This window comes from Streptomyces xanthii (assembly GCF_014621695.1).
Classification (GTDB): domain Bacteria; phylum Actinomycetota; class Actinomycetes; order Streptomycetales; family Streptomycetaceae; genus Streptomyces; species Streptomyces xanthii.
Map to the genome: position 1 here is coordinate 5,156,407 of NZ_CP061281.1, position 25,285 is coordinate 5,181,691.

Consider the following 25,285-nt stretch of genomic DNA (forward strand, 5'->3'; position numbering starts at 1 on the left):
GGTTCTCAGCCCTTTACTCCGGTGAGGGTGACGCCTTCGACGAAGGCCTTCTGTGCGAAGAAGAAGACGAGGCAGACCGGCGCCATCACGAGCAGCGTCGCGGCCATCGTCAGGTTCCAATTGACCATGTGGGCGGACTTGAACGACTCCAGGCCGTAGCTGAGCGTCCACGAGGCGGGGTTCTGGGCCGCGTAGATCTGCGGCCCGAAGTAGTCGTTCCAGCAGTAGAAGAACTGGAAGAGGGCGATCGCCGCGATGCCCGGCTTCGCCATCGGCACCACGATCCGCAGCAGCGTGCGCAGTTCGCCGCAGCCGTCGACCTTCGCCGACTCGATGTACTCCTTCGGGATCGTCAGCAGGAACTGACGGAGCAGGAAGATCGAGTACGCGTCGCCGAACGCCATCGGGATGATCAGCGGCCACAGTGTCCCGGAGAGGTGGAACTGCTGCGCCCACACCAGGTACATCGGGATCACGACGACCTGCGGCGGCAGCATCATCGTCGAGATGACGAGGATCATCGCCGTGCGGCGGCCGCGGAAGCGGAACTTGGCGAGCGCGTAGGCGGCCGGGATCGCCGAGCAGACCGTGAAGAGGGTGCCGAGGCCCGCGTAGAGCAGCGAGTTCTTCCACCAGTCGAGGAAGCCCTCCGTCCGGAAGACGGTCCGGTAGTTCTCCCAGTGCCAGGAGTCCGGCCACAGGTCGCCGCTCATGGCCTGGTCGTCGCTCATCACCGAGGTGAGGAACACGAAGACGAACGGCAGGACGAAGAGGAGGGCGACGGCGATCGCGATGCTGTGCACGGCGATCCAGTGCAGGACGCGCTTGCGCCGGGCGCGGGAGGCGGCCGGGCCCCGGGCGGGGGCGGTGCGGGGTGTCGTGCGGGGGGCGGTGAGCGCCGGATTCGTGTGGGTCGTGGTCATCGGGATCAGTCCTCCGCCGCGAGCAGGCCGGAGCGCTTGCGCATCAGCAGCATGGTGACGGCCATGGCGATGGCGAACAGGACGAGCGAGAGGACGCACGCCGCCCCGGTGTTGAAGTTCTGGAAGCCCATCGAGTAGACGAGCTGGGGGACCGTGAGGGTCGAGTGGTCGGGGTAGCCGGGCTGGATGACCGAGCCGGGGCCGATGGAGACGCCCGAGGCGAGTTTTCCGGCGACCAGCGCCTGCGTGTAGTACTGCATGGTCTGCACGACCCCGGTGACCACGGCGAACATCACGATCGGGGTGATCGACGGCCAGGTCACGTACCGGAACTTGGCCCAGGCGCCGGCCCCGTCGAGTTCGGCCGCCTCGTACTGCTCGGTCGGCACGTCGAGCAGCGCCGCCATGAAGATGACCATGAGGTCGCCGATGCCCCACAGGGACAGCAGGACGAGGGACTGCTTGGCCCAGGTGGGGTCGTTGAACCAGTTAGGGCCGTCGATGCCGACCTTGGAGAGGATCTCGTTGACCGGGCCCGTGCCCGGGTTCAGAAGGAACACGAAGGCGACCGTGGCCGCGACCGGCGGGGCCAGGTACGGCAGGTAGAACGCGGTGCGGAAGAGGCCGACCCCGCTCTTGATCTTCGTGACGAGCAGTCCGAGCGAGAGCCCGAAGACCACCCGCAGCGCCACCATGACCACGACCAGCCACAGCGTGTTCCACAGCGCCGGGCCGAACAGCGGCATGTCCTGGAACACGTACTTCCAGTTCCGCAGCCCGACGAACGCGGGCTCCTTGATCTGGTTGTAGTGCATGAACGAGAAGTAGACGGTGGCGAGCAGCGGGTACGCGAAGAAGACGCTGAACCCGATCAGCCAGGGGGACAGGAAGCCCAGCGTGCGCAGTCTGCGGCGCGCGGGCCGGGAGAGGGTGAGTGCCATGCGCGCTCCTCAGTTCTGCGACTGCAGGGTGTCGGCGTCGATGAGCTGGTCGAGGCGTTTCAGCCCGGCCCTGAGATCGGGCACCTCGCCCGCCTCCTCGGTGTACGAGAAGTCCTGGAGCTGGACGATGTACATGCCGCCGTTCGTCGACTGGGGCATCACCTGGCTGTACTTGTTCTTCGCGATGTCGAGGAACGCGCGGAAGCTCGGATCGACGTCCAGCTTCGGCGACCTGAGGGCCGCGAACGTGGACGGCACGTTGTGGATGGCGTTCGCGAAGTCGACGACCTGTTCGGTGTCGGCGGTCAGGAAGCGGACCAGTTCCCAGGCCGCGTTCTGGTGCCGGCTGCTGTGCGCGATGCCGACGACGGTGCCGGTCAGATAGCCGCGCCCGTACGTCTCGGCCTGGTCGTCCGGCACCGGCAGCGGCGCCACGCCCCAGTCGAACTTCGCCTTGGCGTCGTCGAGCATCAGGCCCCGCCACTCACCGTCGAGGTGCATGGCGAGCTTGCCGGTCAGGAACGCGTTCTGGTTGGACATCTCGTCGCCGAAGGTGGTCCGGAACCGTTCGAGGGCGCTGTATCCGCCCTGCGCGTCCATGAGCTTCCTGGTCGTCCTCAGGAAGTCGTACGACGCCGGATCCTTCGCGAGCCGGGATTTCCCGTCCTGGTCGAAGTAGGTGGGACCCCACTGGGCGAAGAGACGGTCCGGGCTGTTCTGGTAGAGCCGGAAGTTCGGCATGAACCCGACCCGCTCGTAGCTGTGTCCCGACTTCTTCGTGAGCTTCTTCGCGTCGGCGACGAACTCGGACATGGTCCTCGGCGGCCGGGCGATGCCGGCCTCCTTGAAGGCGTCCTTGTTGTAGTACATGCCGAAGGCGTCGGCGAGCAGCGGCAGCGCGCACTGATCGCCTTCGTAACTCGTGTAGTCGAGCAGCGACTTGGGGAAGGTCTTCGCCTTGTCGAGCCCGGTCTTCTTCATGAACGGGTCGAGGTTCACCCACATCCCGGAGTCGCAGTACTGGCCGACGTTGTTCGTGGTGAACGAGGACACGACGTCAGGGGCCTCGGCGCCGCCGGCGCGCAGCGCCTGGTTCGTGGTGGCGTCGGTGACGTTGCCCGTGGACTCGACGTGGATGTTCGGGTGCAGCTTCTCGAAGCGGGCGATCGAGTCGTCGATCGCCTTGACCTCGCCGGGCGCCGACCAGCCGTGCCAGAACTTCAGCGTGACGGGCTTCGTCGGGTCGTCGTCGGCGCTGCCGGTGCTCGGGTTGGCGCAGCCGGCGAGCAGCAGCCCGGCCGCGGCGAGCGCGACCGGGGCGAGCGCGGCGGGGGCGCGCAGGGGTATGCGCCATCGCGTCGGCATGGCGAACGTCCTTTACGTGAGCGGAGGTCGGGGAGGAAGGAGGGGTGAGGTGGGGTGAGGTGCGGGGATCAGGCGGTGCTGGTGTCGAAGACGGTGGCGCGGGCCTGGGTGAGGGCGGAGCGCAGCGCGCCCGTGAGGATGGGGTCGTCGTCCAGCTCGCTGACGCGGAGCAGCGGGCGGGGGAGGGCGAGCCCGGTGAGCTCCTCCTCGACGCGGGCGCGCAGGGCGTCGCCGCCGGCCTGGGCGACCTGCCCGGACAGCACGACGAGTTCGGGGTCGACGACGGCGACGATCGCGGCGAGGCCGGTGGCCAGCCGCCGGGCGACCTCGTCGAGGACGCCCTCGACGGCGAACGCGGCGCTCAAGTCGTCGATCCCGCCCGCCAGTTGCCGCACGGCGGGGGAGGCGACGAGGCTCTGGAAGCCGCCGCCCGCGTCCTCGCGCGCGTAGGCGCCGGTGCCGCCGCGGGCGAGCGGGGCGCCGGGCAGCGGCATGTAGCCGATCTCGCCGGCGCCGCCGGTCGCCCCGCGCAGGAGGGTGCCGCCGAGCACGATGGCGGCGCCGACGCCCTCGTCGACGTAGGCGAGCACGAAGTCGTCGTGGTCCTGGGCGGCGCCCTCGTACTGCTCGGCGACGGCGGCGAGGTTCACGTCGTTCTCGATGGAGACGGGCGTGCCGAGGACCTCGGCGAGTTCGGCGTGCAGGGTGCGGGAGTGCCAGCCGGGCAGGTGCGGGGCGTAGCGGAGTTCGCCGGTGCGGGGGTCGATGGCGCCCGGGGTGCCGATGACGGTCGCGGTGAGGTCGTCGTGCCCGAGCCCGGCCTGCCCGAGCGCCCCGTCGACGGCCTCGGCGACGAGACGGGCGGTGCGGTGCGGGACGTCGTCGGCGAGCGCGTGCGCCTCGACCCGGCAGCGGCCGCGCTCGGTGCCGGTGATGTCGGCGACGACGGCGGTGAGGCCGGTGGGGTCGGCGGACAGCGCGGCGACGTGCGCGGCGGCGGGTTCGATCTCGTACAGCGTCGCGTTGGGTCCGGGACGGCCGGTCTGGCTGCCGGTGGTCCGCACGAGCCCGGCGGCTTCGAGCCGGCCGAGGATCTGCGAGGTCGTCGGCTTGGACAGGCCCGTCAGCTCGCCGATGCGGGTGCGGGTGAGGGGGCCGTGGGCGATGAGCAGGTCGAGCGCGGCGCGGTCGTTCATGACGCGCAGCACGCTCGGCGTCCCGGGGGTCCCGGCCATGTCCTGCCTCCTCGGCGCACTGTTAGGAAAGTTTCCTATTGGATGCGGGCAAGGTATGGCGCGGGTGAAGGGGGCGTCAATAGGGGGCGGGCGCGGGGCAACCAACTCGTTACCCGGGCAGGAGCGGCGAAACGCGTTGCCCGGGGTTCGGAGCGCGTGCGAGCATCCAGGTCTGATGGACACAACTGAGCTGACGGAAGCCCGTATTGAAGCCCGCGACGAGGCCCGCGTCGAGGACGGGGCCACCTTCCTGGTCGCTCCGGCGGACCTGCACGGCCACGACACGGTCAGGGACTTCTTCGGCACCGTGATCACTCCGGAGGAGCTCGCGTCGGACGCGCCCGACCTCGCCGGGAGGACCGTGTACCTGTGCGGCGACCTCGCCGCGATCAGCGCCTCCCGGCTGCGCGCGGCCGCCCGGGTGTTCGTCGTCCGGGAGCTGTCGCGGGGTGCCGTCGAGGACGTCTCCTGGTCCGTTGTCGACCCGGGCCGGATCCCCGTCCGCGTGCACGGCGCCGGCGTCTACTACCGGCGCTACTTCGCACCCGACGCCGGTCACTTCGGACGGATCCGCGCCGAGCACACGTTCCAGTCCCTCACGGAGTCGAACAAGGCGGGAACCGCCCACCGCAGCGGGATCTACCTGACGCCCGTCACGCGCGACGGCGACGGCGCGCTCCACTTCCGCCTGCTCCGGTGCTCCACGAACCTCTCGGGGCCGACCGAGGGCTTCGGCCCCGCCGACACCGAGATCGTCGACGCGCTGAACCGCGAGGCCGAGGACGTCTTCCGAGGCCACGCGCCGCTGAACCACGTCCTCGCGCAGACCTACCACAACACCGCCGCCACGCCCGAGCGCAAGCAGTCCAAGGCCAGGATCTCCTCCCACGCCGACAAGACGAAGGACATGCCGGTCAACGGCATCATGGCCTTCTGCACCTTCTACGAGGGTCTCGACAAGCTGGGGCCCATGGCCGACGACCCGTACGACCACGGGGTGAAGCGCGCCAGCGGGCTGACCCGGCTCCACTTCCGCCTCAAGGACCCGGCGGCCGAGCGCGACGAGGCGGCGCTCCCGTCCCAGTTCACGCTCACCCTCCATCCCGGCTCCGTCTTCTTCATGCCGCTGTCCACCAACCGCCTGTACACGCACGAGATCCGGCCGTCGACGCTGGACGCCGACCGGCTCCCGACGCGGCTCGGATACGTCGTGCGCTGTTCGGCCACGGAGGCCGTGCACCGGGACGGCCGGACGTACCTCAGGAAGACCGACGGCGACCTGGTCGAGCTGGAGCGGCCCACCGAGGCGGGCATGGACGAGCTGCGCCGGCGGTACGCGGCGGAGAACCGGACCACGGAGTTCATCGAGTACGGCGACGCGTTCCTCTTCAGCATGAACACGGGGGACTACCTTGCCCCCCGCCCCTGACCCCGCGGAAGCGGTCCGCTCGTACGCCCTGCCGGCCGAGGAGAACCCCTTCGCGGAGCTGTTCTCCTCGGTCGGCTGGGAAGACGTCGGCAAGGGCCGCCTGGGCGCCGTCCTGACCCGGCCCGACGAGACGGGCGGGGTCCCGCTCGTGCGCACCACCACGCGCTACGACCGCCCGTCCCAGCGCTTCCGGCCGGTCCACGAGCGGCTCGCGCGCCGCATCCGGGAGACCGCCGCGCTCCCGGCCGCCTTCGACAACGCCCTCATCGAGAGCTACACGAACGCCTACACCAAGATGGGCGCGCACTCCGACCAGGCGCTCGACCTGGCCGAGGGATCGTTCATCGCCGTCTACTCCTGCTACGAGCGTCCGGAGGCGGGCCCGCCGAGAAAGCTGATCGTCGAGCCGAAGGAGCCGGCGGGCGGGGAGAGCTCCCCGGCGCACGAGACGCCGTACGAGATCCCGCTCGCCCACAACACCGTCCTCGTGTTCTCCGTCGACACGAACCGCCGCCTGCGGCACCGCATCGTCCTGGACGCGCCCGCCGGGGCTGCGGAGAACCGATGGCTCGGCGTGACGTTCCGGACCTCGAAGACCCTCGTCCGCTTCCGCGACGGCCACCCGCACCTCCCGCGGGGCGAGCGCCTCACCCGGGCCGACGACGAGCAGCGCCAGGAGTTCTACGCGCTGCGCCGCCGCGAGAACAGGGAGACGGACTTCGTGTACCCCGAGCTGACGTACACGCTCAGCGACAGCGACCTGCTGCCGCCCGTCTGACGCCGGGGCCGCCCCGGTCAGCCGGTGAATCCGCCCGCGGCGAGGATCTTATCGATGCGGGCGCGGTGGTCGGCCTCCCAGTCGTCCAGCGACTGCCCCGCCTCCTTCTCCAGCTTCGCGCGGGCGGCGACGAGGATCTCGTCCGCGCGCTCGCCCGGCACGGCGACGACGCCGTCCTCGTCGGCGACCACGACGTCGCCCGCGGCGACCGTCACGCCCCCGCAGCGCACCGGCTCGTTCAGCGGCGTCACGGCCTTCTTCGTGCCAGGGATCGGCACGACGCCGCGCGCGTACACGGGGAAGCCCGCCTCGCGGATCTCGGCGATGTCGCGGATCACGCCGTCCAGGACGAACCCGGCGACGCCACGCCGCCGGGCGACCGCGCACACGTTCCCCCCGGCCAGGGCGTACTCCAGATCCCCGGACTCGACGACGATCACCGAGCCGGGGGCGGCGCGGTGGATCGCGGCGTGCAGCATCAGGTTGTCGCCGGGCGGGCAGCGCACGGTGAACGCGGGACCGGCCAGGCGCGGGCCCGGACCCCACAGCGCCCTGATGCCGAGGTCCAGCACCCGGTCACGGCCGAGCAGGTCGGCCAGCGTGGTCGTAGGGGTCTCGGTGAAGGTCATCGCGGCGCTCCAGACAGGTGACGGGACGGCAGGGACAGGACGGGGGACGGGGACGGAAGGGGACCGTACCGGCACGGCGAAGGGCCGCGCACCCGAGGGTGCGCGGCCCTTCGAGGCCTCCGGGAGGCGAGGCCCCCGAGAACGCAGAAGCCCGGATCGACGGTCAGGCGGAGATGCCTTCGATCCGGGCCAGGGCCTCGTCCGCGCCGAACGGCTGCAGGTACGGCAGCCAGCGCGGGTCCCTATGCCCGGTCCCGATGATGCGCCAGGCCAGACCGGTGGGCGGGGCCGGCTTGTGGCGCAGGCGCCAGCCGATCTCCACCAGGTGCCGGTCCGCTTTCGTGTGGTTGCAGCGTCGGCACGACGCCACCACGTTGTCCCAGGCGTGCTGTCCCCCGCGGCTGCGCGGGATCACGTGGTCGACGCTGGTTGCGACGCCACCGCAGTACATGCAGCGGCCGCCGTCACGGGCGAACAGCGCCCGCCTCGTCAGAGGAACGGGCCCCCGGTAAGGGACCCGGACGAACCGCTTGAGCCGGACCACGCTGGGTGCGGGGACGGTACGTGTCGCGCTGTGCATGAAGGCGCCGGACTCCTCGAGGCAGATGGCCTTGTTCTCGAGGACGAGTACGAGCGCGCGGCGGAGCGGTACGACGCCGAGAGGCTCGTACGACGCGTTGAGGACCAGGACATGCGGCACGGATGCCTCCTTGTACGCCGGCGGCGCGTGGCTCGCGCCGGGACGATCTCGTAGTCAGTCTCCCCTCATGCCTGGTCATGGCGCCACCATGTCCGCGTAACGGGCTGGGAGTGTTTTCGACCACATGTCGACCGCAACTCGTTCATCCCCAGGTGAGCACGGTCTCTCCCTCGAACATGACAACGATCCACACACAATGCCCCGTTAGTGTGGTGGGTCTGCCCGCTCCTGTTCCCCGAGCCGCGTCCCCCCGAGGCGGGCAGATGGCTACGCCTGGAGGTACCCGCCGTGATCTTGTCCGTCCTGTCGGCCGCGGACGCCGACACCCAGCCCACGCTCAAGGACGCCCAGGAGCAGGCCGGGCAGGCCGCCAGCTGGGTCGAGCAGAACTGGTCCACGTGGCTGGGCATCGGACTGCGCATCCTGCTGATCGTCGTGATCGCCGCCGTCCTGCGCGTCGCGATCCGGCGGGCCATCACTAAGCTGATCGACCGTATGAACCGCACGGCGCAGGCCGTGGACGGCACCGCGCTCGGCGGCCTGCTGGTCAACGTGGAGCGCCGGCGGCAGCGCTCGCAGGCCATCGGCAGCGTGCTGCGCTCCGTCGCCTCGTTCCTCATCCTGGGCACCGCGGCCCTGATGATCCTCGGCACCTTCCAGATCAATCTGGCCCCGCTGCTGGCCTCGGCCGGTGTCGCCGGTGTCGCGATCGGTTTCGGCGCGCGCAACCTCGTCACCGACTTCCTCTCCGGCGTCTTCATGATCCTCGAGGACCAGTACGGCGTCGGCGACACGGTCGACGCGGGCGTCGCCTCCGGCGAGGTCATCGAGGTCGGCCTGCGCGTCACGAAGCTGCGCGGCGCCGACGGCGAGATCTGGTACGTGCGCAACGGCGAGGTCAAGCGGATCGGCAACCTCTCCCAGGGCTGGGCCACGGCCGGCGTCGACGTCACCGTCCGCTCCGACGAGGACCTCGACAAGGTGCGCGCCGTGCTGACCGAGGTCGGCGAGGACATGAGCAAGTCCGAGCCGTGGAACGAGATGCTGTGGGGCCCGGTCGAGGTCCTCGGCCTGGACAGCGTGCAGCTCGACTCGATGGTCGTCCGGGTCAGCGCCAAGACGATGCCGGGCAAGGCACTCTCCGTCGAGCGCGAGCTGCGCTGGCGCGTGAAGCGGGCTTTCGACGCGTCCGGCATCCGCATCGTCGGCCGCGTCCCCGAGCAGCCGGACGCGCCGGAGGACGGCGACCCGTCGGCCGGCATGGCGGCCCCGTCGGCCTACGCGTCGACCACCTCGCCGCAGTCCCTGGCCACCGCGCCGATACAGCCGAACCTGGCGAAGTAGACCCACCCTCGTACGGCGTTCCGTACGACGTGAAGGGGCGCCCGGAGATGTCTCCCGGGCGCCCCTTGCGCGTACCCGCTCACGCCACCCGCAGCTGCTCCGGGCTCAGCGAGCGGGTCAGCAGCGGCAGCGCCGTCGCCGCGGCGAGCAGACAGACCGCGAACACGGCCACCGGCACCAGGAGGGGGAGGCCCCAGGGGACGGGCATGTGCAGCAGGAACGCGTACGCCACGTGGATCGCGGTGCCGCCGGCCGTGGCCAGGACGAGGCCCGGAGCCAGCGGCAGAGCCGTCTCCAGGAGCAGCGCCCGGGTCAGCACCCGGCGCGGCACTCCGGCCGCGGCCTGCGCGGCGAGCGCCCGGCGCCGCGTGGACAGCGACTCGGCGGTGCCCACGGCGAGCCCGGCGAGGCTGATCAGCAGGGCGACGCCGACGGCCGCGGCGGTCAGCCACAGGCCGAAGGAGTAGTAGCCGATGTCCATGCCGAGGGTGCCCTCGGCCTGCGAGCGGCGCAGCCCCTCGACGAAGATCTCCGCGATCCCGGCGAAGCCCACCCCGACCACCGTGACCAGCACCAGCGTGGCGTGGCTGCGCGAGGCCGCCCAGGGGTCCTCCTGGAGCCGGTGCGCGGCCAGCAGCACATCGGGCCGCTCGGTACGCTCCCCGAGCCGCCGCCCGACGATCCGCGCCGACGCCCCGGCGGTCCAGATCGCGGCGGCGCCGGTGAGCACCACCGTGCCGATCACGAACAGCGGCAGCCATGTCGCCGAGCGCTGCCGGCCGCCGAGCAGGACGAGCGCCGCCGCGGCCAGCACCACCAGCGCCGGCAGCGCGAAGCCGAGCACCGGGCCCGGACCGCGCCCGGGCCGCTGCCGCCGCACGGTGCCGAGCGGCGAGGCCACGACCTTGCGCAGGGCGAACGCGCTCACCAGCACCCCGAGCACCGGCACGGCGACGACCATGGCGGCGGCCGCGATCAGCGCCGTGTCGCCGTTCCAGGCACCGAACCCGCGCACGGGCTCCATCCGCCAGACGCCGACCCCGAACCCGGCGGCCGCGATCAGCGCGCCCACGAGGCAGGCGCCGCCCGTCTCCAGGGCCGCGATCCGCCGCACCTGGCGCGGCCCGCCCCCGGCGAGCCGCAGCGCCGCGAGCCGCCGGTCCCGGTGCACGGCGCCGACCCGCGCGCACTGCCCGAGGAAGCCGAGCACCGGCACGAGCAGCAGCAGGAGCGCGGCGATCACCCCGTGCCGGGTCCCGGCGCCGTCCAGCAGCCCGTTCCCGAACGGGAAGCGGGCACCGTCCGCGGTCCCGGCCAGGGCGAGCGCCGCCCCGCCGAAGCCGCTCGCGGCGGTGGCGCCAAGCACGGTCAGCGCCGCCCGGCGCCGCTCCAGGCGGTCCGCGCCGCGCGTCAGCAGCCGGGCGAGCCGCAGATCGGAGAGGAGGCTCACAGGGCCGCCTCCGCCCCGGCCGCCGGGATCCCGGCCGCGCCGGAAGCGTCCTGGACCTCCCCGTCGTGCAGGCGCACCTCCCGGTCCGCGTAGGCGGCCACCTGGGCCTCGTGCGTCACCAGGACCACCGCCGTGCGCGTCTCGCGGGTCAGGTGGACCAGCGAGGTCAGGACCTGCTCGGTGGCGAGGGAGTCGAGCGCGCCCGTCGGCTCGTCCGCGAAGATCACCTTCGGCTCCGTGACCGAGGCGCGGGCCAGCGCGACCCGCTGCTGCTGCCCGCCGCTCATCTCGCCGGGCCGCAGCTTCCGCTGCCCCCGCACCCCGTACCGCTCCAGCCAGGCGTCCGCCTCGGCCCGCGCGGCCGCGCGCGGGCGGCCCGCGAGCAGCAGCGGCAGCGCCACGTTGTCCAGCGCGGTCAGCTCGGGGACGAGCTGGCCGAACTGCAGGACGATGCCGAACTCGGTGCGGCGCAGCTCGCTCAGCTTCTCGGCGTCGAGCCCGTCGAGCCGCCGCTGGCCGTACGTCACCGTGCCCGCGTCGGGGCGGACCAGGCCGGACAGGCAGTGCAGCAGCGTCGACTTCCCGCTTCCGCTGGCACCGGTGACGGCGAGGATCTCCCCGGCCGCGACCGTGACGGCGGCGCCGCGCAGCGCGGGCGTCCTCCCGTACGTCTTGGTCAGGCCTTCGGCTGCCAGGAGTGTGCTCATGCTGAGGTGACCTCCGCGGTCAGTGTGGCGAGCCGGGCCGCGGTGGTGGTCATCCAGCGCAGGTCGGCGTCGAGGTGGACGAGGGCGTAGTCGGCGGACAGGAGGGTGGTCAGATCGGCGCCCGGGGCCGTCTTCACGGCGGTGAGCTCGCGCATCCGGGCCATGTGCGCCTCCCGCTGCTCGCGCAGCTGGGCGGCCGGGTCGGCGCCGTGCCCCGCGAGCAGGATGGCGACGACGACCTTGGCGAAGATCTCGTTGGCGACGTGCGGGGCGGGCGGGGTGACCTCCCCGGCCCAGCCGAGCAGCTCGCGCGTCCCCTCCTCGGTCGCGCGGTACAGGGTGCGCTCGGGGCCGCCGTCGGAGTCGGTGCCCTCGACCTCCACGAGCCCGTCGCGGACCAGCCGCTGGAGCGTCGTGTAGACCTGCGCGTACGCGAGCGGACGCGCCTGCGGGAACCGCTCGTCGTGGCGTCGCTTCAGCTCGTAGCCGTGGCGCGGCTCGGCGACGAGCAGGCCGAGCAGGACGTGGCGGGTACTCATGAAGATCAGTATGTACGCGATATAGGTACTGAGTACATAGTCGAGTGCGACGCGGCATCAAGTGAGAGAGATGATTCCGGTTGCCCGGCGGGAGCCGGTCTAATGGGCCGGGGCCACCGCGTACGCCTCCACCGACCACAGCGAGATCCCGTACTTCGTCGCCCGCTTGTCGCCGACGACCCGCACGAACCGCGTGTCCTTCGCGTCCATCCGCACCGACTCACGGCCTCCGCGCCCGTCCCGCACGGTCGCCGCCGTGCGCCAGGTGCGGCCGTCCCCGGACGTCTGCACGCGGTACGCCGCCGGATACGCGTCCTGCCAGCGCAGCACCACCTGGCCCAGCCGGACCGGCTCGGCCAGCTCGACCTGCCACCACGCGCCGTCCTCGGCGGGCGAGGACCAGCGGGTGTCCGCGGCGCCGTCGTTGGCGCCGGAGGCCGGGAAGTCGGCCGTCTCCTCCGCCGACGCGGACGCCTTGCCGGCGCGCGCCAGATCGGGGCCCGCCGTGCGCGGGAAGGCGCGGACCGCGACCGTACGGGTCTCGTCGCCGAACGTCAGCGGGATCTCGTAGACCCCGGCCGGGGTGCCCGCCGGGACCGACACCTCCACCGGCACGTCGACCCGGGCGCCGCGCGGCAGCTCGGACCGCTTCGGCGTGCGCACCTCGATGCCGTGCGGGGCCTTAGCCGTCACCGTGCCGTGCACCCCGCCGGGCCGCTGCGACGTGAGCCGCGCCGTCACCCGCTGGGCGCCGCCGCCGATCTCCGCGTCCGCCTCGGTGCGGGCCAGACTGAACGACGCCGCCGGGGCGTCCGCGTACCAGGGCACGATGCGCTCGACCCGGCCCGCGTCCCCGTCCGCACCGGTCACCCGGATCCCGTCGGCCAGTGTCTTGCGCGCGTCCAGCTCCGTGAAGCCGTCGTCCGCGACCGCGCCGAGCCGCTTCCAGCCCTCGCCCGGCACATGGATCTCCACCGTGCCGCCGGTGCCGGGCTCGCTCAGTACCGTCACCGTGGACAGGGCGCGCCGGCGCGGCAGTTCGGCCCGCGTCCCGTGCGCGGCGTCCGCCCGGTCGGTGCCCGCCCACGCCTCGAACGCCCGCTGCGCCCGGTCCAGGAACGGGTCGAGCACGCCCTTGCCGACCGTCACCCGGCTCCGCCGCAGCTCCTCGCGCAGCGCCGCGAGCCGCTTCGAGGCCCGCCACGCCGCCGCGCCGTCCCCGCGCTCCGCCGCGTCCAGCATGTCGACCGCCGACTCGCCCGCCGCGCCGTAGCGGCCCAGCTTGTCGCTCCACGGCCGCACCTCGGCGTCCAGGGCGGTCGAGCCGAGGGCCTGCGGGGTGCGCCGCATGACCGTGAACGCGCCGCGCAGCTCCTTGGCCGCCCGCGCGTTCCGGTTCTCGTCCGTGGTCGTGCGGGCCCGCCAGAACTCCGCGAGCAGCGGCTTCAGATACGCCGACTCGTCCGCGCCGAGCACCGACGACGCGTCGTTGCCCGCCAGCGCGGTCAGCGCCGCCTCCGTGCCCGGGTCGCCGCCCGCGAGGTCGTCGATCGCCGCCTTCCAGGACTCCTGGGGGCGGTAGTCGCGCGGGTTCCACGCGTAGTCCGCGGTCGTGAACAGCGGGATCCGGGACGCCGCCGGCTGCTCCATCGCCGTCGCGAGGACCGCCGCCGAACCCGACGCCACCGCCGGCTCCCGGCCGGTGTACGGACCGAGGAAGATGCGGTCCTGCGCGTAGTCGTTGACCGGGTAGTTGTCCATCGTCAGCAGCTGGTGCGCGCCGCCCGAGGAGCTGAACGCCCGCCGGGTACGGTCCAGTTCGCTCCCGGTGATGGTGCGCGGCACCACGCCGACGCCCGTCCAGGCGACCTCCACGCCGTCCGCCAGGTCCGCGGCGAGCGCCGTGCGGTACGCGGTCGCGCCGTCCTGGAAGTACTCGGTCGGCATCAGCGAGAGCGCCGTGCCGGGGTGCCGGTCCGCCAGGTGCCGGGCCACCGCGTTCGCCACCTCCGCCTGCGCCCGCGCCGCCGCCCTCGGCCCCGAACCGAACCGCTTCGCGTCCGCCGAGCAGTGCCACTCGCTGTACGACACGTCCTGGAACTGGAGCTGGAACGCCCGCACCCCGAGCGCCCACATGGCGTCCAGCTTGCGGGTGAGGGCCTTGACGTCCGCGTCCGACGACATGCACATCGCCTGGCCCGGCGCGACGGCCCAGCCCAGCGTCACGTGATTGGCGCGGGCCCGCTCCGCCAGCCGGCGGAAGGCGGCGCGCTGCTCCGCCGGGTACGTCTCGCGCCAGCGCGCCTGGCGGTACAGGTCGTCGCCCGGCGCGTACAGGTAGCGGTTCTGCTTGGTGCGGCCCATGAAGTCGAGCTGTGCCAGGCGCTGCTCGGTCGTCCACGGCGTGCCGTAGAAGCCCTCGGTGAGACCGCGCACGGCCGTGCCCGGCCAGTCCCGCACGACGACCCCGGCGACCTCGCGCCCGTCGACCAGCTGCCGGAAGGTCTGCGCGGCGTGGAACAGGCCGTCGGCCCCCACGCCCTCCATCGCGATCACCGGTCGGCCCTGGACGCGCCCGGCCGCGAGCCGGTAGCCGCCCGAGGGCAGGTCGCCGCGGGCCGTGGCGCCGAGCGCGCGCAGCGTCGCCTCCAGCGAACCCGTGCGCGGGTCGCGGGCGGCGGGCACCCGTGTGCGGTCGCGCGGCTCGGCCGCGCCCGTGTGCACGACGAGCCCGGCGCCGTCCGGCACGTCGGAGGCCGAGGGCACCTGCCGCACGTCCCGCGCGCCGGCGCCGCGCAGCGTCTTCACGAGGAGGTCGACCGCGTACGGGTCCGAGCCCGGCGGCACCACGAGCGTCACGCCGTCCGGGACCGTGACGGGGTCGCCCGCGCCGTCCGCCTCCCGGATGGACTGCGGACGCGGCCAGACGGCCGGCAGGCCCGCGTTCGACTCGGCCTCCGGCTTGCCCGCGGAAGTGTGCGGGGACGGGGGAGCGGCCACCGCCGTGCCCGTCGCGCCGAGCGTCCCCGCGATGACGGCGACCGCGACGGCGGCCGCCCTCCTCCTGCGCCGGAGCTGCACGGCTTACTCCCTCGTGGGTCGGCGGACGCCGGTCGGTGGACGACCGGTGGTGACGGTCGGTGGGACAGGAGCGTCCCAGGGTGACTACCGAGCCCACCACTGTCCGGGCCGGAGTGTCAACGCCCGTGGCCGTTGTGCCGCAATTGCCCTGTCGGGCGGGGTGGGGCGGCCGCAGGACTTCCGGTTTCGCCGGGCCTGTGGCCGCGATCCTTTCGTCGTGGACAATGTGACCAGTGACACGTCGGGCCCCCGGAAAGGTCTGCGATCGCGAACGCTGGGTAGGGCTCGGAACTCACGGAGGTCCAGGACGGACCCACGACGATGACGATGAAGGAGGCCCCCGTGGCCGCATCGGCACACCTTCTGCTCTCGGCCCTGTCCAAACAGGCGCACCCCTCGATGCCCGACACGATGCCCGGCGCCGACACCACCACCTGCTCCTCCGAGGCGCCGCTCACGAGCGAGCCGCCCTTCGCGGACTACGCGCCGCTGACCTCCGAGCCGCCGCTGGCCGACCTGGCCCCGCTCACCTCCGAGCCGACCCCCAGCGGCCTGGCCGCGGGGTGAACCTGACCCGCCTCGCCGACCGTCACGGCGTGGCCACCTCCTACGCCCCCGCCCCGGGCCGCACGATCCGCACGCCCGACGCGACGGTGGCGGCGGCGCTGGCCGCCCTGGACGTGGACGCCTCGGCCCCGCCCCCGTCCGCCCCGGAGCCCCTGCTCCCGCCGACGGTCGTGTGGTGGCTGGACGGCACGCCCCCGCCCTGGCGGCAGCGGCTCCCCGAAGGGTCGAGCTGGTCCCTGACGCTGGAGGCGGGCGAGGCGGGCGAGGCGGGCGAGGCGGGCGAGGCGGGCGAGGCGGGCGAGGCGGGCGAGGCGGGCGAGGCGGGCGAGGCGGGAGGGACGGGAGATGCGGCGGGCACGGGAGATGCGGGACGCGCGGCGGGCACGGGAGGCGCGGGAGGCGCCGGAGGTGCCGGTGAGCCGCCGCCCGGGGTGCACACGCTGCACGTCCGCGCCCCTGACGGACGCACCGCCGACGTCCACCTGATCGCCGCCCCGCCCCGCGCCCCGCGGCCGCCCGGGCGCACCCACGGGCTGCTCGTGCAGCTCTACTCCCTGCTCTCCGCCCGCTCCTGGGGCATGGGGGACCTCGGCGACCTGGCCGATCTCGCGGCCTGGGCGGGGCGCACCCACGGCGTCGGGTTCCTCCAGGTCAACCCCCTGCACGCGGGCGGCCCCGGCGACCCCTCCCCGTACAGCCCCACCTCCCGCCGCTTCCCCGACCCCGTGCACCTGCGCGTCGAGGAGATCCCCGAGTACGTCTACGCGGGGGAGCGCGCCGGCGACCGGAAGGAGGCCGCGCGGCTGCGGCACGCCGTGGTCGCCGACGGGGAGCCCATCGACCGGGACGCCGTCTGGGCGCTGAAGAAGCGGGTCCTCGAAGAGATTCACGGCGTGCCGCTGTCGCCGGGCCGCCGCGCCGCCTACTGCGACTACCTCGCCGAGCACGGCACCGCCCTGGAGGACCACGCCACCTACCTCGCCCTCGCGGAGCGCCACGGCCCCGACCGCCGCACCTGGCCCGCCCCGCTCCAGGACCCCCGCTCGCCCGAGACGGCCGAGGCCCGCCGCGCCCTGCTCGACCGCGTCGACTTCCACAGCCGCCTCGCCTGGCTCACCGACACCCAGCTCGCCGCCGCGCAGCGCGCCGCCCGCGAGGCCGGCATGCGCGTCGGGCTCGTGCACGACCTGGCCGTCGGCGTGCACCCGGGCGGCTCCGACGCCTGGGCCCAGGCGGACGTCTTCGCGCGCGGCATGAGCGTCGGCGCGCCCCCCGACGCCTTCAACGCGGCCGGTCAGGACTGGGGCCTGCCCCCTTGGCGCCCCGACCGCCTCGCCGCCACCGGCTACGCCCCCTTCCGCGCCCTGCTGCGCGCCCTGATGCGGCACGCGGGCGCCCTGCGCATCGACCACGTCATGGGCCTGTTCCGGCTCTGGTGGATCCCCGAGGGCCGGCCCCCGACCGAGGGCACGTACGTGCGCTACGACGCCGAGGCCATGCTCGCCGTACTGGTCCTGGAAGCGACGCGCTCGGGCACGTACGTCATCGGCGAGGACCTCGGCACCGTGGAGCCGGGCGTGCGCGAGACGCTGCGCGAGCGCGGGGTGCTCGGCACCAACGTCCTCTGGTTCGAGCGGGACTGGGAGGGGGACGGGCGGCCCGTGCCCGCGGAGGACTGGCGCGCCGACTGCATGGCCACCGCCACCACCCATGACCTGCCGTCCACCGCGGCCCGCCTGTCCGGCGACGACGTGCGGCTGCGCGAGCGGCTCGGCCTGACCGGCGAGAGCCCCGCGCGCGCCGCGGCCGAGACGGCCGAGTGGCTCGCCCTGCTCGCCCGGCTCGGACTGCTGCCCGGCGGCGCGGAGCCGGGCGAGGAGGAGGCCGTGCGGGCCGTGCACCGCTTCCTGGCCCGCACCCCGGCCCGGCTCGTCGGCATCTGGCTCCCCGACCTGGTCGGCGACCGGCGCCCGCAGAACGTCCCCGGGACCTGGGACCAGTACCCGAACTGGCGCCTCCCGGTGGCCGGCCCGGACGGCACCCCGGTCACCCTGGAGGCCCTGACCACCTCCCCGCGCGCCCACGCCCTCCTCGCCGAATTCCACGGGCACGGCCACTTATAGGCCCCCCGGACGCGCGACCCGTTCGCGCGTTCGCTACGTTGGCACCGTGGACAAGAAGAACGCCCTGCGCGCCGGCGCCCTGGCCTCCGGTACGACGCTGATGATGCTGCTCATGTCGTCCCCCGTGTTCGCGCTCCAGCGTGACGACGGCGACGACCCGGGTCAGGGACTGAGCGTGATCGAGACGCTCGGCCTCTACGTGGCCGCCCCGATCGTCCTGTTCCTGGTCATCGCCGGTCTGGTCATGATCGGCGACAAGTCCCGCAAGCAGCCGAAGCAGGGCTGACCCCACAGAGTTTCCCCGCCGAGGGCGCCCGCCGCGAGACCGTCGCGGCGGGCGCCCTCGGCGCGTTCTCCCGTTCTCAGGGCCGCTCCGCCGTGAGGTAGCGCTGCACCGTCGGGCCGAGCCAGTCCACGATCTGCTCGGGCTCCAGCGCCACGCTCCCCGGGAACTTCAGCACGTACCGGGTCAGCGCGAGCCCGAGCACCTGGGACGCGCACAGCGCGGCCCGCACCGGCGCCTGCGCAGGATCCGGGCAGGTGCCCAGGACCACCGGCACCAGCTGCTCCCGCAGCACTCCCTGCATCCGCTCGGCGGCCGCCGCGTCCGTGGCGCCGGCCCGCAGCAGCGCGGTGAGCACCTCGTTCTCCTCCCACAGCGACAGGAAGTGGCGCATGAGGGTCCGGCCGAGCTCCTCGCGCGGGATCGTCGCAGGGTCCGGCAGGCTCAGCTCGATCGTGACCGCCGCCGCGAACAGCCCCTCCTTGTTGCCGAAGTAGCGCATCACCATCGACGGGTCGATCCGCGCGTCCCGCGCGATGGCGCGGATCGTCGCCTTCTCGTACCCGTCCGCCGCGAACCGCTCCCGCGCCGCCGCCAGGATCGCGGCGCGCGTGGCGTCCGACCGGCGGGCCGCCGGTTCCCTGGCCGCCGGCTCGGACTCCCTGCTCACCTGCTGGTTCCCGCTCATGCCAACAAACGTAGGCCAACACCCGTTGACACGTCCAGTGCCCGGCTCTACGTTTGCCTACAAGCGTTGACCCACAAACGTTGGCCAACAACCGTTGGCCCGCCATCTGAAGTCCGCAGGAGGCCACCATGAACGGCACCGCGCACGACAGCTCCCGCTCCGTCATCGTCGTCGGCTCCGGCCCCACCGGGCTGCTGCTCGCCGGCGACCTCGCCGCCGCCGGCGTCCCCGTCACCCTCGTGGAGAAGCGGCCGCACAAGATCAGCAACCTCTCCCGCGCCTTCGTCGTCCACGCCCGCACCCTGGAGCAGCTCGACGCCCGCGGCGTCGCCGACGACATCGAGGCCAAGGGCCGCCCGCTCGACCGGCTGCGCCTGTTCGGCAACCTCTCCATCGAGCTGACCGGCCTGCCCACCCGCTTCGACCACCTCCTCGTCATCCCGCAGTACGAGGTCGAGCAGGTCCTGGAGCGCCGCGCCGTCGACGCCGGCGTCACCTTCTCCCACGAGACCGAGGTGACGGGCCTGACCCAGGACGCCGACGGGGTCACCCTGCGGGTCCGCCGGGCCGACGGGAGCACCGACCTGCTGCGCGCCGCCTACGTCGTCGGCACCGACGGCATGCGCAGCTCCGTGCGCGAGGCCGTCGGCCTGCCCTTCCCCGGCAAGTCCGTCATCCGCTCCGTCGTCCTCGCCGACGTACGGCTCGCCGAGGAGCCGGAGAACCTGCTGACCGTCAGCGCCGTCGGAGACGCCTTCGCCTTCATCGCGCCCTTCGGCGACGGCTACTACCGCGTCATCGGGTGGAACCGCTCGCGCGACGTGGCCGACTCCGAGCCGCTCGACCTCGACGAGATCAAGGAGATCGCCCGGCTCGCCCTCGGCCGCGACTACGGCATGCACGACGCCCGCTGGATGTCCCGCTTCCACAGCGACGAACGCCAGGCGCCCGCCTACCGCGTCGGCCGCGTCCTGCTCGCCGGCGACGCCGCGCACGTGCACACCCCGGCCGGCGGCCAGGGCATGAACACCGGCCTCCAGGACGCCGCGAACCTCGGCTGGAAGCTCGCCGCCGTCGTCACGGGCCGCGCCGGCGACGCCCTCCTCGACACCTACCAGACCGAGCGGCACGCCGTCGGCAAGGCCGTGCTGCGCAGCAGCGGCGGCATCGTGCGCCTGGCGATGGCCAAGTACCCCTGGACGCTCGCCGCCCGCGCCGCTCTCACCGGCTTCCTCGGCCGGGTCCGCCCCGCCCGGAACAAGGTCATCGGCAACGTCACGGGCCTCGGCTTCCGCTACGCCGCCCCCAAGGGCGCCCACCGCCTCACCGGCACCCGCGTCCCCGACGTCCTCCTCGGCGACGGCGTCCGCCTCTACGAAGCCTTGCGCGCGGGCGAGTTCGTGCTGATCCTGCCCCGAGGGACCGCGTACGAGGACGCCCGCGTCAAGGTCGCGCACTGGGCGAGCGAGCGGCGCACGGCGCTCCTGGTGCGGCCCGACGGATACGTCGCGTGGGCCGGCGAGCTCGCGGAGAACAGGGGAGTTAACTCCACCGATTTCCCCGCGGAGTTCGCCACATACTCGTTGCGGTGACGGCAGCGCGCCGTCCGGACGAGCAAGGGGAGCTGGGGGACATGAAGCGGATCAGGGCGCTGCGGCGCGCACACCACCTGTGGTGGCTTTCCGTACTGGCCATGCACTGGACGACGATGGTGGGGCTCGCCGTGTGGACCCCGGTGCCCGGTCTGCTGCCGTGGGCGGCCCGCGGCATGCGCCGCCTGGTCGACCGGGAACGGGCGCTCGCCGAGCGCTGGTCCGGGGTCACGGTCGGCGCCGCGCCCGCTCCGAGGACGGGGGAGCGCGAGCGGCACGGCGTCGTGGCCCGCTACCGCTGGCTCATCGAGGACCCGCAGCGGCTGCGCGAATGGCGCTGGGTGGCGCTGTACTCCTTCGTCGCCGGGCTCGTCGTCGCCGTCCCCGTCGGACTCGTCGGCTACGGCCTGTGGGGTGTCTTCCTCGCCTGCTTCGGCTGGTACCTGTCGACGGACGCCGGCTGGGACGGCCTCTGGTACACCGCGATCCATGTCACGGACGTCCCGACCGGCCTCATGGCGGGACTGCTCGGCCTGGTCCTCGCCCAGGCGGGAGTGTGGCTCGCCCCGTCCATGGTCGACCGGCACGCCCGCTTCGTGCGCACCGCGCTCGCCCCCAGCGAGCAGGAGGTGATGGCCGCGCGGATCGCCCACCTCGCCGCGACCCGCTCCGACGCCGTCGACACCTCCGCCGCCGAACTGCGCCGCATCGAGCGCGACCTGCACGACGGGGCGCAGGCCCGGCTCGTCGCGATGGGCATGACGCTGGACGCGGCCGAACACCGCCTGGACAAGGACCCCGAGGCGGTCCGCGCCCTCCTCGCCGAGGCCCGCGCCTCCTCCTCGGCCGCCCTCCAGGAACTGCGTGACCTCGTCCGCGGCATCCACCCGCCGGTCCTCGCCGACCGCGGACTCGCCGACGCCGTACGGTCCCTGGCCCTGCTCAGCCCGCTCGACGCCGAGGTCACGGTCGACCTGCCGGCCCGCCCCGAGCCGCCCGTCGAGTCCGCCGTCTACTTCGCGATCGCCGAGACGGTCACCAACGCGGCCAAGCACGCGGAGGCCGAGCGGCTCTGGATCGACCTCGCACACGACCCCGAGCGCGGCGCCCTGCGCGTCAGCGTCACCGACGACGGGCACGGCGGCGCCGACCCGGCCCGCGGCAGCGGCCTCGCCGGCATCGAGCGCCGGCTCGCCACCTTCGACGGCGTCCTCGCCGTGCACAGTCCGGCCGGCGGCCCGACGCAGATCTCGATGGAGGTGCCGTGCGTGTTGTCGTCGCCGAAGACCACTTCCTGCTGAGGGACGGCCTCGTCCGCCTCCTCGGCGCCTTCGGCCACGAGGTCGTCGCCGCCGTCGACAACGGGGCCGCGCTCCTGGAGTCCCTGCTCGCCGAGCGCCCCGACGTCGCGATCGTCGACGTGCGCCTGCCGCCCGACTTCGCCGACGAGGGCCTGCGCGCGGCCCTCGCCGCCCGCCGCGAGGTCCCCGCGCTCCCCGTCCTGCTGCTCTCGCAGTACGTGGAGCCGCTGTACGCGCGGGAGCTGCTCGCCGACGGCGCGGGCGCGGTCGGCTACGTCCTCAAGGACCGGGTCACCGACGGCGCGGAGTTCGTGCGGACCATCGAGCAGGTCGCGGCGGGCGGCACGGTGATGGACCCGGAGGTCGTCTCCAAGCTCCTGGCCCGCAAGATCCGCGACCAGCGCCTCGGCTCCCTGACGGCCCGCGAGCGCGAGGTCCTCGGGCTCCTGGCGCAGGGCCGCTCGAACGCGGGGGTCGCCGAGTCGCTGGTCGTCACCGAGAAGGCGGTCGCCAAGCACATCGGCAACATCTTCACGAAGCTGGGCCTGTACCCGGGAGAGAGCGACAACCGCCGCGTCCTGGCGGTCCTGGCCTACCTCGAAGGCTGATCGTTCCCCTCCGGCTCGACGGCCTTTCGTTCGGCTCTGCTGAAAGATCACTGCGGAAACATTCACTGGACGTGACAGGTGTGCGCTGCGACGGTGGAACGCGAGAACGGGAATCCACCCGCCGCCCCTCCAGAACGGATGCCGCCCCACTTGTCACTCCTGGACCGCCCCGCCCAGTCCGCCGCCGCACGCCCCGCCAAGGTCACCACCCGTGCCCTCGGCGCGGGCCTCGCCCTCGCCCTCCTCGCCACGGTCGTCTGGTCCGGCAGCTTCGTCACCGCCCGCGCCCTGCACGACAGCGTGCCCCCGGTCCAGCACGCGTTCTGGCGCTGGATCATCGCGACGGCGGCGGTCGCCCCCTTCGGCGCCCGGGCGGTCTGGCGCCAACGGGCGCTGATCCGCCGCCACTTCGGGTACGTCACCCTGGCCGCCCTGCTCGGCGTCACGATCTACAACACGCTCGTCAACCAGGCGGGCCTGACGACCTCCGCCGGCAACATGGGCATGATCATGGCCGCGTCCCCGGTCCTGATGGCGCTGTACGAACGGCTCGGCGGCGCCCGCCTCGGCGCCCGCCGCGTCACCGGAACCCTCCTCGCCTGCGCGGGAGTCGTCCTCCTCGTCAGCAAGGGCTCCCTCTCCCCGGACCTCGCCCCGGGCGACCTGTGGGTCGTGGCCGCGGCGCTCGCCTTCGGCTCCTACAGCGCCCTGCTGCGCCGCCGCCCCGCCGAACTCGGCGGCGTCACCTTCCTGTTCGCCACCTTCGTCCTCGGCACCCTGATGCTCCTCCCCGCGTACCTGGCGAGCCTCACGCTCCAGGGAGGCTTCACCCCGAGCACCGCCACGATCGCCCCGCTCCTCTACGTGGGCGTCGTCTCCTCGGCGCTCGCCTTCTTCGCCTGGAACAAGGCGATCGCCCACATCGGACCCGCCCGCGCCGGAGCCGTCTACTACCTCCAGCCGGTGTGCGTGGCCCTGCTCTCGTACGCGGTGCTCGGCGAGTCGATGACCTGGGCACGGCTGGGCTGCATGGCCTTGATCCTCACCGGAGTCGTCCTGGCCTCCCTGACCCGGCCGGCGCCGGCCCGGGTGGCGTCCTCGGCAGAATGACGGACATGAGCGGTGACTTCGAGCTGTCCATGGACGAACTGCGGGCCGTGGCCCGGTACGCCACCGAGGCGGCGCGGCAGGTGCTGCCCGTGTTCGAGCGGGCCCTGCCCGGGGACAGCCGGCCGCGGGCCGCGCTCGACGCGGCACAGGAGTTCGTGGACGGCGCGGCGCGGGGCCGGCTCCAGCGGGTCGCCTCGATGGATGCGCACCGCGCCGCGAAGGACGCCGGCACCGAGGCCGCGCGCCTGGCCGCGCAGGCCGCCGGGGACGCCGCGTCCGCCGCCTACCTGCACCCGATCGCCAAGGCGCACCAGGTGGGGCACATCCTGCGGGCCGCGGCCAACGCCGCGCGGATCGCGGAGATCGAGGCCGGCGAGGACCCCGCGGCCGGAGCCGCGGCGCTCGAAGCCGCCCGGTCCCGCGCCACCCCCGTACTCGTCGACGTGCTGCGCCGCTACCCCCGCGCACCCGAGGGCCGCGGCCGCCCGGCGCGGCTCATGTCCGCGCTGGACGCGTCGCTGCGGGACTGACCGGGTCCGCGACCGGGCCCGGCGCGTTCGGGCGCAGCGCGTCCAGGCGGCGGGCGCACAGCCTCCGTTGGGCCACGCAGACGGCCGCCGTCGCCGCGCCCAGGACCAGCCAGCCCGCCGGGCCCGCCGCCATGACCCCGGACGTCAGGACCGGCGGCCCGATCGACCGCTCCACGGAGGGGGAGACGCCGGCCGCGCCCAGATAGGCGGCGCGGTCGTCGGCCGGGGCCAGGGAGACCGCCAGCTCCCACGAACTGACCGAGCGCATCAGCTCGGCCAGGGTGATCAGCACGGTGGAGCCGAGCAGGGCGAGGGAGGCGGTCCAGGCGCCGCCCGCGCCGGACACCGCGAGGAGCCCGCACCCGAGCACCGTCAGCAGCCCGTACCGGGTCAGCGCGCGCAGGGCACCGTACGGGCCGTCGAAGCGGGCGGTCACGCGGAGCTGGAGGAGCACGACCATCGCCGTGTTGATCACCAGGAACGCCGGGATCAGGAGGTGTGGCGCGTCCGTGCGGTGCACCAGCCACAGGGGCAGGCCGACCCCGAGGATCGCGTCGTCCACGTTCATCGGGATGTCCAGGAGCACGAAGGCGAGGTAGCCGCGGTCGCGCCACGGGCCGGCGGAGGACCGGGAGGCGTGACCGGCCGCCGCCGGTTCCGGGCGGCGCGGCGGGCGTGGCGCGGTCCGGGCGGTGAGGGCCGCCGCGGCGAGGAACGACACCGCGTTCGCGAGGATCAGCACGCGGTACGCGGTGTCCGTGCCGACCGCGAGCCCGATCGCCGCGAACCCCGCGCCGAGCCCGTACGCCGCGTTGGCCACGCTCCGCGACAGCGCCTGGTACGTGGCGCGCCCGCCCCCGGTGGCCTCCGCGGCGAAGACCATCTCCAGCGTCTTCGCGGCCCGGTCCCCGACGCAGATCAGCGCCACCGTGGGCAGCAGCGCCCAGAAGCCGTCCAGGACGAGCAGCGCGCACACCGCCGCGAGCCGCAGCAGATGGCACCAGATCAGCAGCGTCCGCACGGGGACGTGCCCGGCGAGCCGGCCCGCGAGCGGGGAGCCCGCGATGCCCGCGACCCCGGCCGCGCCGAGCAGCAGCCCGAGCCGCCCGCCGTCGAGCCCGCTGACGAACGTGAAGTACAGGACGGAGGACGCCGCCCACACACCCGTGCCCGCCCGGTCCAGGAACTGCCCCAGCAGCATCGTCCGCGCGTCCCGGCCCCCCGGTGGCCGCCGCAACTGCGCGAGCAGCCCCGCGCCCCGCCCGTTCTCGATCTCGCTCCCCATGACGAAGAGTCTCGGTATCGAGAATCTTGATGTCAAGCTTTTTAGAATGACGCGGGCAGTCCGTCCCGTACGTTTAA

Annotated in this window: 23 protein-coding genes; 11 read left to right on the forward strand and 12 right to left on the reverse strand. The window is 73.5% G+C overall.

Annotation, left to right across the window (positions count from 1 at the left end):
* Positions 1-5 precede the first annotated feature (5 nt).
* From IAG42_RS23295 to IAG42_RS23310, 4 genes are all read right to left on the reverse strand, one after another.
* On the reverse strand, positions 6-923 hold the full coding sequence (locus tag IAG42_RS23295; protein WP_188338897.1) for a carbohydrate ABC transporter permease: 918 nt from the start codon (positions 921-923) through the stop codon (positions 6-8).
* A 5-nt stretch (positions 924-928) separates the two neighbouring features.
* A complete protein-coding gene (locus IAG42_RS23300; protein ID WP_188338898.1) occupies positions 929-1,864 on the reverse strand; it encodes a carbohydrate ABC transporter permease in 936 nt (311 codons plus the stop codon).
* A 9-nt stretch (positions 1,865-1,873) separates the two neighbouring features.
* Positions 1,874-3,229: an ABC transporter substrate-binding protein gene (locus IAG42_RS23305; protein ID WP_188338899.1), complete on the reverse strand. Its 1,356-nt coding sequence runs from the start codon at positions 3,227-3,229 to the stop codon at positions 1,874-1,876.
* A 68-nt stretch (positions 3,230-3,297) separates the two neighbouring features.
* Positions 3,298-4,464, reverse strand: a complete 1,167-nt coding sequence (locus IAG42_RS23310) for an ROK family transcriptional regulator (RefSeq protein ID WP_188338900.1) — start codon at positions 4,462-4,464, stop codon at positions 3,298-3,300.
* 175 nt (positions 4,465-4,639) lie between these two features.
* On the opposite strand from IAG42_RS23310, the gene IAG42_RS23315 reads away from it, so the two are divergent.
* Positions 4,640-5,893 carry a hypothetical protein gene (locus IAG42_RS23315; protein WP_188338901.1) on the forward strand — a complete coding sequence of 418 codons (1,254 nt, stop codon included), beginning with the start codon at positions 4,640-4,642 and terminating at the stop codon, positions 5,891-5,893.
* Positions 5,877-6,671, forward strand: a complete 795-nt coding sequence (locus IAG42_RS23320; protein ID WP_188338902.1) for a 2OG-Fe(II) oxygenase family protein — start codon at positions 5,877-5,879, stop codon at positions 6,669-6,671. The genes IAG42_RS23315 and IAG42_RS23320 overlap by 17 nt, the downstream gene beginning before the upstream one ends.
* A 17-nt stretch (positions 6,672-6,688) precedes the next feature.
* Here the strand turns inward: IAG42_RS23320 and IAG42_RS23325 are convergent, their stop codons facing one another.
* Positions 6,689-7,300: an RraA family protein gene (locus tag IAG42_RS23325; protein ID WP_188338903.1), complete on the reverse strand. Its 612-nt coding sequence runs from the start codon at positions 7,298-7,300 to the stop codon at positions 6,689-6,691.
* A 163-nt stretch (positions 7,301-7,463) separates the two neighbouring features.
* Positions 7,464-8,000: an HNH endonuclease gene (locus tag IAG42_RS23330; RefSeq protein WP_188338904.1), complete on the reverse strand. Its 537-nt coding sequence runs from the start codon at positions 7,998-8,000 to the stop codon at positions 7,464-7,466.
* A gap of 288 nt (positions 8,001-8,288) precedes the next feature.
* Between IAG42_RS23330 and IAG42_RS23335 the strand changes: the two genes are divergently transcribed.
* Complete coding sequence (locus IAG42_RS23335) at positions 8,289-9,344, forward strand: mechanosensitive ion channel family protein (protein WP_188338905.1); 1,056 nt, start codon at positions 8,289-8,291, stop codon at positions 9,342-9,344.
* A gap of 79 nt (positions 9,345-9,423) precedes the next feature.
* Here IAG42_RS23335 and IAG42_RS23340 read toward each other — a convergent pair whose 3' ends face one another.
* The 4 genes from IAG42_RS23340 to IAG42_RS23355 all read right to left on the reverse strand — a co-directional run bounded on the left by IAG42_RS23340 (position 9,424) and on the right by IAG42_RS23355 (position 15,121).
* Positions 9,424-10,794, reverse strand: a complete 1,371-nt coding sequence (locus IAG42_RS23340; RefSeq protein WP_188338906.1) for an FtsX-like permease family protein — start codon at positions 10,792-10,794, stop codon at positions 9,424-9,426.
* Positions 10,791-11,501, reverse strand: coding sequence for an ABC transporter ATP-binding protein (locus IAG42_RS23345; protein WP_188338907.1), 711 nt, complete (start codon positions 11,499-11,501; stop codon positions 10,791-10,793). The genes IAG42_RS23340 and IAG42_RS23345 overlap by 4 nt, the downstream gene beginning before the upstream one ends.
* On the reverse strand, positions 11,498-12,040 hold the full coding sequence (locus tag IAG42_RS23350; protein WP_188338908.1) for a PadR family transcriptional regulator: 543 nt from the start codon (positions 12,038-12,040) through the stop codon (positions 11,498-11,500). Before IAG42_RS23350 ends, IAG42_RS23345 begins: the two co-directional genes overlap by 4 nt.
* Before the next feature lie 99 nt (positions 12,041-12,139).
* Complete coding sequence (locus tag IAG42_RS23355; RefSeq protein ID WP_188338909.1) at positions 12,140-15,121, reverse strand: beta-N-acetylglucosaminidase domain-containing protein; 2,982 nt, start codon at positions 15,119-15,121, stop codon at positions 12,140-12,142.
* A gap of 342 nt (positions 15,122-15,463) precedes the next feature.
* Between IAG42_RS23355 and IAG42_RS23360 the strand changes: the two genes are divergently transcribed.
* Genes IAG42_RS23360 through IAG42_RS23370 form a run of 3 tightly spaced genes read left to right on the forward strand, consistent with a single transcriptional unit; the run spans position 15,464 to position 18,097 of the window.
* Positions 15,464-15,688, forward strand: a complete 225-nt coding sequence (locus IAG42_RS23360) for a hypothetical protein (protein WP_188338910.1) — start codon at positions 15,464-15,466, stop codon at positions 15,686-15,688.
* A gap of 29 nt (positions 15,689-15,717) precedes the next feature.
* Positions 15,718-17,811 (forward strand): 4-alpha-glucanotransferase, encoded by a 2,094-nt coding sequence (gene malQ / locus IAG42_RS23365; RefSeq protein ID WP_394811238.1) that lies wholly within the window; start codon positions 15,718-15,720, stop codon positions 17,809-17,811.
* Positions 17,812-17,857: 46 nt separating this feature from the next.
* Positions 17,858-18,097 (forward strand): hypothetical protein, encoded by a 240-nt coding sequence (locus IAG42_RS23370; protein ID WP_188338912.1) that lies wholly within the window; start codon positions 17,858-17,860, stop codon positions 18,095-18,097.
* A 76-nt stretch (positions 18,098-18,173) separates the two neighbouring features.
* Here IAG42_RS23370 and IAG42_RS23375 read toward each other — a convergent pair whose 3' ends face one another.
* Positions 18,174-18,782 (reverse strand): TetR/AcrR family transcriptional regulator, encoded by a 609-nt coding sequence (locus IAG42_RS23375; RefSeq protein ID WP_188338913.1) that lies wholly within the window; start codon positions 18,780-18,782, stop codon positions 18,174-18,176.
* 128 nt (positions 18,783-18,910) lie between these two features.
* Between IAG42_RS23375 and IAG42_RS23380 the strand changes: the two genes are divergently transcribed.
* The 5 genes from IAG42_RS23380 (at position 18,911) to IAG42_RS23400 (ending at position 23,923) form a co-directional block, all read left to right on the forward strand.
* Entirely contained in the window at positions 18,911-20,374 is a 1,464-nt protein-coding gene (locus IAG42_RS23380; RefSeq protein ID WP_188338914.1) for an FAD-dependent monooxygenase, read from the forward strand.
* On the forward strand, positions 20,371-21,675 hold the full coding sequence (locus tag IAG42_RS23385) for a sensor histidine kinase (protein ID WP_223206135.1): 1,305 nt from the start codon (positions 20,371-20,373) through the stop codon (positions 21,673-21,675). The genes IAG42_RS23380 and IAG42_RS23385 overlap by 4 nt, the downstream gene beginning before the upstream one ends.
* Complete coding sequence (locus IAG42_RS23390) at positions 21,639-22,283, forward strand: response regulator (RefSeq protein WP_188338915.1); 645 nt, start codon at positions 21,639-21,641, stop codon at positions 22,281-22,283. The genes IAG42_RS23385 and IAG42_RS23390 overlap by 37 nt, the downstream gene beginning before the upstream one ends.
* A gap of 150 nt (positions 22,284-22,433) precedes the next feature.
* Positions 22,434-23,393 carry a DMT family transporter gene (locus tag IAG42_RS23395; RefSeq protein ID WP_394811239.1) on the forward strand — a complete coding sequence of 320 codons (960 nt, stop codon included), beginning with the start codon at positions 22,434-22,436 and terminating at the stop codon, positions 23,391-23,393.
* A 5-nt stretch (positions 23,394-23,398) separates the two neighbouring features.
* Positions 23,399-23,923 carry a putative immunity protein gene (locus IAG42_RS23400; protein ID WP_188338917.1) on the forward strand — a complete coding sequence of 175 codons (525 nt, stop codon included), beginning with the start codon at positions 23,399-23,401 and terminating at the stop codon, positions 23,921-23,923.
* Here IAG42_RS23400 and IAG42_RS23405 read toward each other — a convergent pair.
* Positions 23,889-25,208 carry an MFS transporter gene (locus IAG42_RS23405; protein ID WP_223206137.1) on the reverse strand — a complete coding sequence of 440 codons (1,320 nt, stop codon included), beginning with the start codon at positions 25,206-25,208 and terminating at the stop codon, positions 23,889-23,891. The genes IAG42_RS23400 and IAG42_RS23405 overlap by 35 nt on opposite strands.
* Positions 25,209-25,285: the final 77 nt, after the last annotated feature.